We start from the raw sequence: 6,335 nt of genomic DNA, 5'->3' as shown, positions 1-6,335 counted from the left end.
CCCGCGGCCCCGACGGACGTGGCCCCCTTCGCGCCCGCGCCGAAGCCGCCGGCCGCGCCCGCCGTCGCACCTCCAGCGGCCCCCGCCGCCAAGCCCGCCGCGCCCGTGGTACCTGCCGGCGCCAAACCCGCGCCCGTGGCCCCCGCCGCGCCCGTGGTACCCGCCGGCGCCAAACCCACGCCCGGCGCCCCCGCGACGCCCGGCACCAAATGGCCCGGCAGCGGCAAACCGAATACCTAGAGCGTCGAACAGGGGCTGACCGTCGTCGTCGGCGCCGCGCGCTCGCGTCTGCCTTCGCGAGCGCGTCAGCCCGATCGCTTCATTCGAGGTTCACAGGCAGGTATGGGCGAGGCAATCCTGACCGGCGGGGCAGGGATAACTCGGCCCGCACACGATCGGATCGAGACACCCAGGGATCGGCGAGTTGCACGTCCACGGCTCGACGCAATCCGCGATGGTCTTTTGCTCCACGTCCGAAGCCTGGCTACATTCACTCGTGCACTGGGCGCCGTCCGCGGCGTCCAGGAGCCCGCATTGTAGCATCTTCTTGCAGGCGTCTTGACACCTCGCCAGGTTATTGCCCCCGCCTCCGCCGCTCGAGCTCGCGCTCGAGCTCGACGTGGTGGTCGCGTTGTTCTGGCACGCCCCCGTGGTCTCCCCCTCCGCCTTTTGGCACGTCTGGTCCGAGGCGCAGTTCACGTTCGAGAGGCACCCGGCCTTGCAATCGGAGAGCGCCGCGTCCGCGCAATATTGGCCCGGCTGACACGACTTCGCGACCATGTCGGGGAAACTGCCGCACGACGTGAAACCCTGCTGGGGATCCGTGCCGCCGGTGGGCCCGGAGTCAGCGTCGCCCTCCCCCCCACAGGCCACGAACGCAACGAGGAGCGTCGACACGAGCACACCAAAAACAAGCGACGAAGAGCGGACCATCAAGACCTCCTGAGCGCCATCCATCCGTGGCGCCGTACCGAAGATGCTCGGGGGATCCGTTCGTCGCAGACATTCTGCATGCCCCCCCGAATTTCGTCGGCCGGCGCCAGATGTAGGCGGGGACGCCGGAGGAGCGTGGCCTCAGACACGGTAGAGGTAGACGGCGCGCGACCGCTGCGCTGGGTTGTCCGCTCGCGGTCATCGGCGTGAAATGTCGGGCCGCGGGCGCTCCGCGCGTACGGGTAAAACCGGTAGCTACGCGCGCGCGAAGTACGTGCCGTGCTCGAGGTCGGCGAGCAGGCCCGCCTGCTCGGGCTTCCAGCCGAACCGCTCCTGCGTGAGCGCGCTCGACGCAGGGGTGTCGAGCGCGAAGAACGCGCCGAGCCAGCCGAAGTGCTGTGCGGGGACCGACTCGACAGGCAGGCCGAGCTTGCGACCGATCACGCCGGCGATGTCGCGGGTCGGGATACCTTCGTCGCCGACCGCGTGGAGCCGCGCGCCGGCCGGTGCCTTCTCGAGCGCGAGGACGAACAGCCGCGCGGCGTCGATCCGATGCACCGCGGGCCACCTGTTTTCGCCATCTCCGACGTACCCCGAGCGCCCGGTCTTGCGCGCGATCTCGATCAGCATCGGGACGAACCCGTGGTCGCCATCCCCGTGAACCGACGGCGGCAGCCGCAGCGAGGACACGCGCACGCCGCGGCTCGCGAACGAGAAGGCGAGCCGCTCGGAGGCGGTCCGCAGGCCGCCGGTCGACGTATCGGGCGTCTCGTCCTCGGTGGCGACGTGGCCCCGCGTGAAGCGCGCGAGGCCGGAGGCGATGACGAGTGGGCGATCGGAACCGACGAGCGCGCTGCCGAGCGCCTCGATCGCGCCGCGGTCCTTCTCGCAGTTCCCGGCGTAGTCGTTGAAGTCGTCATGAGAGAACGCGCAGTGGATCACCCCGTCGCAGGCGGCGGCGCCGCGGCGCAGGCTATCGAGATCCGTGAGCGAGCCGCGGTGCACGTCGACGCCGGCGGCGACGAGCCTCTCGGCGGACGCATCCGAGCGCGCGAGACCGAGCACGCGGTGGCCGGCGCGGACGAGCTCGGGGACGATGGCGGAGCCGATGAAGCCGCTGGCTCCCGTGAGGAAGACACGCATGGGAAACCTCCTTGGTTCGCGATCCACGATGGCACCGCCGCGGCGCTCGCGAAATACACGGCCGTCTCCAGTTCTTGCCCGATCGTCTACGCGGGGCTAGGCTTCCGCCGTGATCCCCGGGCGCGACCCGTTGAAGGACCTCATTGCGTGGTGGTGCCCCAGCGACGGCGTGCACGCCTCGCCCATACCCGGAATTTCTTGCATCAAAGTCTCGCGCCCGCAGCAACGCGCGAAGCGGCACTGGCGTGCGTCGTTCTGCATCGCCGTGCAGGGCACGAAGGAGATCCTGCTCGAGGGGCAGGTCTATCGCGAGCGCGAACCGCACTACATCGTCAGCCCGATCGACCTGCCCGTGACGAGCCGGGTCGCGGGCGTGTCGCCGGCGCGGCCGTTGTTGGGCCTGAAGATGGACTTCGATGCGGTCGCGGTGCGCGAGGTCGCGGCGCAGCTCGACCGCGCGCGGCCGGACGACGTCGAGCACCCGGGGCGCGCGATCTTCATCGGCAAGGCGAGCGACCGCATGCTCGACGCCGCGCTCCGGCTGGGCGCGCTGTTCGCGACGCCCGACGATGCGACCGTGCTCGCGCCGCTCGTGAGGAAGGAGCTGATCTTTCACCTGCTGAAAGGCCCCGACGGCCCGGCGATCCGCCAGCTCGTGCGCGCGGGCAGCCAGGCGCACCGCATCGCCGAGGCGGTCCATCACTTGCAGGCATCACTCGCCGAGGACGTCGATATCGCCGCGCTCGCGCGCACCGCAGGGATGAGCCGGGCGGCGTTCTTCAAGCGGTTCAAGGAGGCCACCGCGATGAGCCCGCTGCAGTACCAGAAGCGCCTGCGCCTGCTCGAGGCGCGCCGCCTGATGGTCGAAGAGGGCGCGGGCGCCGAGGTCTCGGCGTTCCGCGTCGGCTACACGAGCGCCTCGCAGTTCAGCCGCGAGTATTCGCGTATGTTCGGCGACGCGCCGCTGCGCGACACCCGCGCGCTGAAGCAGACGGCCACGGTCGTCCAGGATATCTAGTCCGATCGCGTCTCGCCGGTGACGCCGGATGCCGCGATCACGGCACCTGAACCGTGACCTGCCCGGGGAACGAGATCTGAATCACCCCGCCCCACATGCACATCAGCTTCGAGCTGTTGTTCAGCGCGGGCATGTTCGCCAATAACACCGTTGGTGCACCGACGATCCACGGCGCCGGCGTGTTCGGAATGCACGGCATCGGCGTGAGCACGCCCATCGCCGCCGCCGTCGCCGCGGCCACCGTCGGGTTTGCCAGGCTCTGACACATCCCGAACGGCAGCACGTTCAGCATGGGCTTGCCGTCCATGATGTTCGCCAGCGGCCCCGGCGCGGTCATCGTCCGGTTCGCGGGGAGCACCGTGAGCGAGCTCGGCGCCACGCCGAAGCTGCATTGCATCATCGCGCCCATGCATACGTGCTGGCCCATCGTCAGCCTCCCGCGAGCTTGTTCACGACCTTGTCGAAGAAGGACTCTTTTTTCTCCTCCTTCGACTTCGGAATGCCCTTGTCGTCGTACTCGACCTCGATGCGCTTCTCGCCGTCCTTGTACGTCGCCTTCGACTTCAGCTTGCCCTGCACGTCGTAGCTGAACGCGTCGCCCTGCTTTTTGCCGTTGTCGTAGGTCGAGCGCTCGCGGACTTCGCCGTTCGGGAAGTACTCGACGACCTCCCCGTGCAGTTTGTCCGCCTTGTAGTTCGCTTTGCGCAGCGTGTTGCCCTTGCCGTCGAGGAAAAGCGACTCGCCTTCGAGCTTGCCGTTCTTGTAGAACGAGCGGACGACCTCGTTTCCTTGCTCGTCGAACGAAAGAAACGGGCCGTTCTGCTTGCCCTTCTCGAAATGGATCAAGGTGCGCAGCCGGCCGTCGTCGTAGAGCCGCGTCGGCCCGTGCTGCTCGCCCTTCAGGAACGTGACGATCTGCGAGATCTTGCCGTTCTCGTCGTGGAGCTTCGTCTCGCCGTGCAAGACGCCGTTCTCGAAGGACGAACGCTCGACCTCGCGCCCCTCCGGGTCGTACGTGATCGACAAACCGTGCAGCTTGCCCTTCTGGTAAAACGCCCGGTGCGCGATCTGCTTCTCGGTCTCCCCGTACTGCACGAACTCGCCGTGCAGCGCGCCGTCTTCCATCTGGAACCGGGAGATCAGCTTGCCGTTCTCGTCGCGCTCTTCGTGGTCGGTCGGCATCGGACCCTCGCTAGTTGATCTTCACCATGCCGCCCTTCAAGGTCAGCATGCCGCCGCCTTCCACCGCGGCCTGCGCGCCGCCCTTCGCCTTCAGCGCGATCGCGCCTTCGAGCGTCATGTTCGTCCCGCCCTTGGCCTTGAAATCGGTGCCGGCCTTCAGGTCCATCGCCGTCCCGGACTCGGCCTTGAAATCCGTGCCCGCCTTCATCGTGAAGGCCTGCTTGGCCTTGATCGTGACGCTCTTTGCCTCGATCACGAGGTCGCCGTCGACCTTGATCGTGTAGTTCTTCGTCACCTTGTAATCGAGGTTCGCCTTGTTCGTGTGCGCCTCGTCCTTGGTGACCTCCAGCGTGCGTTTGCCCTTCACGCTGTGCGTCTCGTCGCCCTTGTCGACCTTGATCGTGCGGTTGCCCTTGGTGACCGTGAGCGTCTCGTCGCCCTCCTCGATCGTCACCTTCCGCTCGTTCTTGACGTTCTTCACGTAATCGTGGAGGACCTTGATCGTCCAGTCGTTCTCCACCTCGAAGAGCATGTCCTTCTGGGCGTGCGCGTAAAACTCCTCGCTGTCCTTCTTGTCGTCGAAGCGCAATTCGTTCCCCGCCTCGCCCTCCTTCGACGATCGGCTCAGGATCGTGCTCTTCGTCTGCGCGCCCGGCAGCCCGTACGGCACCGTCTGCTCCGCGTTGTAGACCGAGCCCGTCACGAGCGGCCGATCCGGGTCGCCGTCGATGAAGCTCACGACGACCTCTTGCCCGATGCGCGGCAAGAACCACGCGCCCCAGCTCTTGCCCGCCCACGCCTGCACGACGCGCACGAAGCACGAGCTCTTGTCGTCCTTCGCGCCCTTGCGATCCCAGTGGAACTGGACCTTGATGCGCCCGTATTCGTCCGTCCACTGCTCCTCGCCGCTCTTGCCCACGACGACGGCCGTCTGCGTGCCGGGGATCGCGGGCTTCGGCGTGATGCGCGGCGGGCGGTACGAGGTCTTCTTCGGGAACGCCTCGAAGGTATTCGTGTACCCCTCCTGGCTCGCGCGGTGCACGATCGACGCGAGGACCCAGTCGGTGTTCGCGTCGTCCCGATCGTGCTCGTCGAGCTTGAACGCGTGGCCCGCCGTGAAGGCGCGACAATTGGACGTGCCCGACAAACGCACGGCCCGCGCCTCCTCGGCCTCGATGCGGAGCTTCGCGCGCGCGTCGCCCGGGCTCTTCTCGATGTGCCCGCCCGGGTACTCGAAGAGCTCGAGCTTGCCCGATTCGCCAGAGACCTCCGCGAGCAGCGACGTGCTCGGCATCTCGAAGTTGTAATCCGTCGCCGCGTACTTCCCCGCGACGATCTCCTCTTCGAGCGTGCACTCGACGACCGCGTCCTCGTCCACCGACGTGGAGAACTGCTCGACGAACCGCGCCTTGTCGAGGTTCGGGCACGGCGTGGCGGACGCGCTGTCGTCCGAGAGCACCATCACGTGCTTGCCGTCCTCGTGCTTGAAATAATAATGGATCCCCTCGTCCTCCATGAGCCGCGACACGAAATCGAGCGCGGTCTCCTGGTACTGCACGCAGTAGGGGCGCGGCGCGTAGGATCCCTTCAGCGAATCCTTGAAGTGTTCACCCGACGAGAAGCCGAGCTCCTGGAAGAGCGCCTTCATGATCTCGGGGACGCTCTTCTCCTGGAAGATCCGGCAATCGCTGGTCTTGCCGAGCATCCATAACCACGGGTGTAGCTCGGCGCGGTAGCGCGTCTGCTTGCCGACGCGCCCCGCCTGGACGAACCGCGTGCAGATCCCGTGGATGAAGCGCGGCTTCTCCTTGGCCATGCCCCGGATCGTCAAGGTCACGCCCTTGCCGACGATCGCCTTGAAGTCGAGCGCCTTCTCGGGCGAAAGCAGCTCGAGCTCGAAGCGGAAGAGCCCCGAGATCCGCTCTTCGCCGTGCAGATCGACGAGCAGCACCGCGTCCGCGCCGAAGGGCGTCGAGATGGCGATGCCGAGGGTGCCCTGCGGATAAGGCATGGATCTTCAGGCGAGAGCGTACCGGGCTTCTCGGGTTTTCGGCAAGAG

7 protein-coding genes are annotated in these 6,335 nt (G+C 67.2%); 2 read left to right on the top strand and 5 right to left on the bottom strand.

Features of this window, described 5'->3' with window-relative positions; translation table 11 throughout:
- Nucleotides 1-240, top strand: a 240-nt coding sequence (locus tag QHF84_RS44275; protein ID WP_281319647.1) for a hypothetical protein, incomplete at its 5' end; no start/stop codon positions are given.
- 90 nt (nt 241-330) lie between these two features.
- Here the strand turns inward: QHF84_RS44275 and QHF84_RS44270 are convergent.
- Entirely contained in the window at nt 331-933 is a 603-nt protein-coding gene (locus tag QHF84_RS44270) for a hypothetical protein (protein WP_281319646.1), read from the bottom strand.
- 255 nt (nt 934-1,188) lie between these two features.
- A complete protein-coding gene (locus tag QHF84_RS44265) occupies nt 1,189-2,076 on the bottom strand; it encodes an SDR family oxidoreductase (RefSeq protein WP_281319645.1) in 888 nt (295 codons plus the stop codon).
- 109 nt (nt 2,077-2,185) lie between these two features.
- On the opposite strand from QHF84_RS44265, the gene QHF84_RS44260 reads away from it, so the two are divergent.
- Nucleotides 2,186-3,094 carry an AraC family transcriptional regulator gene (locus tag QHF84_RS44260; protein WP_281319644.1) on the top strand — a complete coding sequence of 303 codons (909 nt, stop codon included), beginning with the start codon at nt 2,186-2,188 and terminating at the stop codon, nt 3,092-3,094.
- A gap of 37 nt (nt 3,095-3,131) precedes the next feature.
- Here QHF84_RS44260 and QHF84_RS44255 read toward each other — a convergent pair whose 3' ends face one another.
- From QHF84_RS44255 to tssI, 3 genes are read right to left on the bottom strand one after another with little or no spacing between them, the layout of a single operon-like run.
- Nucleotides 3,132-3,521 carry a DUF4280 domain-containing protein gene (locus QHF84_RS44255; RefSeq protein ID WP_153822638.1) on the bottom strand — a complete coding sequence of 130 codons (390 nt, stop codon included), beginning with the start codon at nt 3,519-3,521 and terminating at the stop codon, nt 3,132-3,134.
- 2 nt (nt 3,522-3,523) lie between these two features.
- Nucleotides 3,524-4,276: a toxin-antitoxin system YwqK family antitoxin gene (locus QHF84_RS44250; RefSeq protein ID WP_281319643.1), complete on the bottom strand. Its 753-nt coding sequence runs from the start codon at nt 4,274-4,276 to the stop codon at nt 3,524-3,526.
- Between the two features lie 10 nt (nt 4,277-4,286).
- Entirely contained in the window at nt 4,287-6,287 is a 2,001-nt protein-coding gene (gene tssI / locus QHF84_RS44245) for a type VI secretion system tip protein VgrG (protein ID WP_281319642.1), read from the bottom strand.
- Nucleotides 6,288-6,335: the final 48 nt, after the last annotated feature.

The organism is Polyangium sp. y55x31 (assembly GCF_029946505.1).
GTDB lineage: Bacteria > Myxococcota_A > Polyangia > Polyangiales > Polyangiaceae > Polyangium.
Note: the sequence above shows the minus strand (reverse complement) of the source record. Positions and strands in the feature narration are given on the sequence as shown.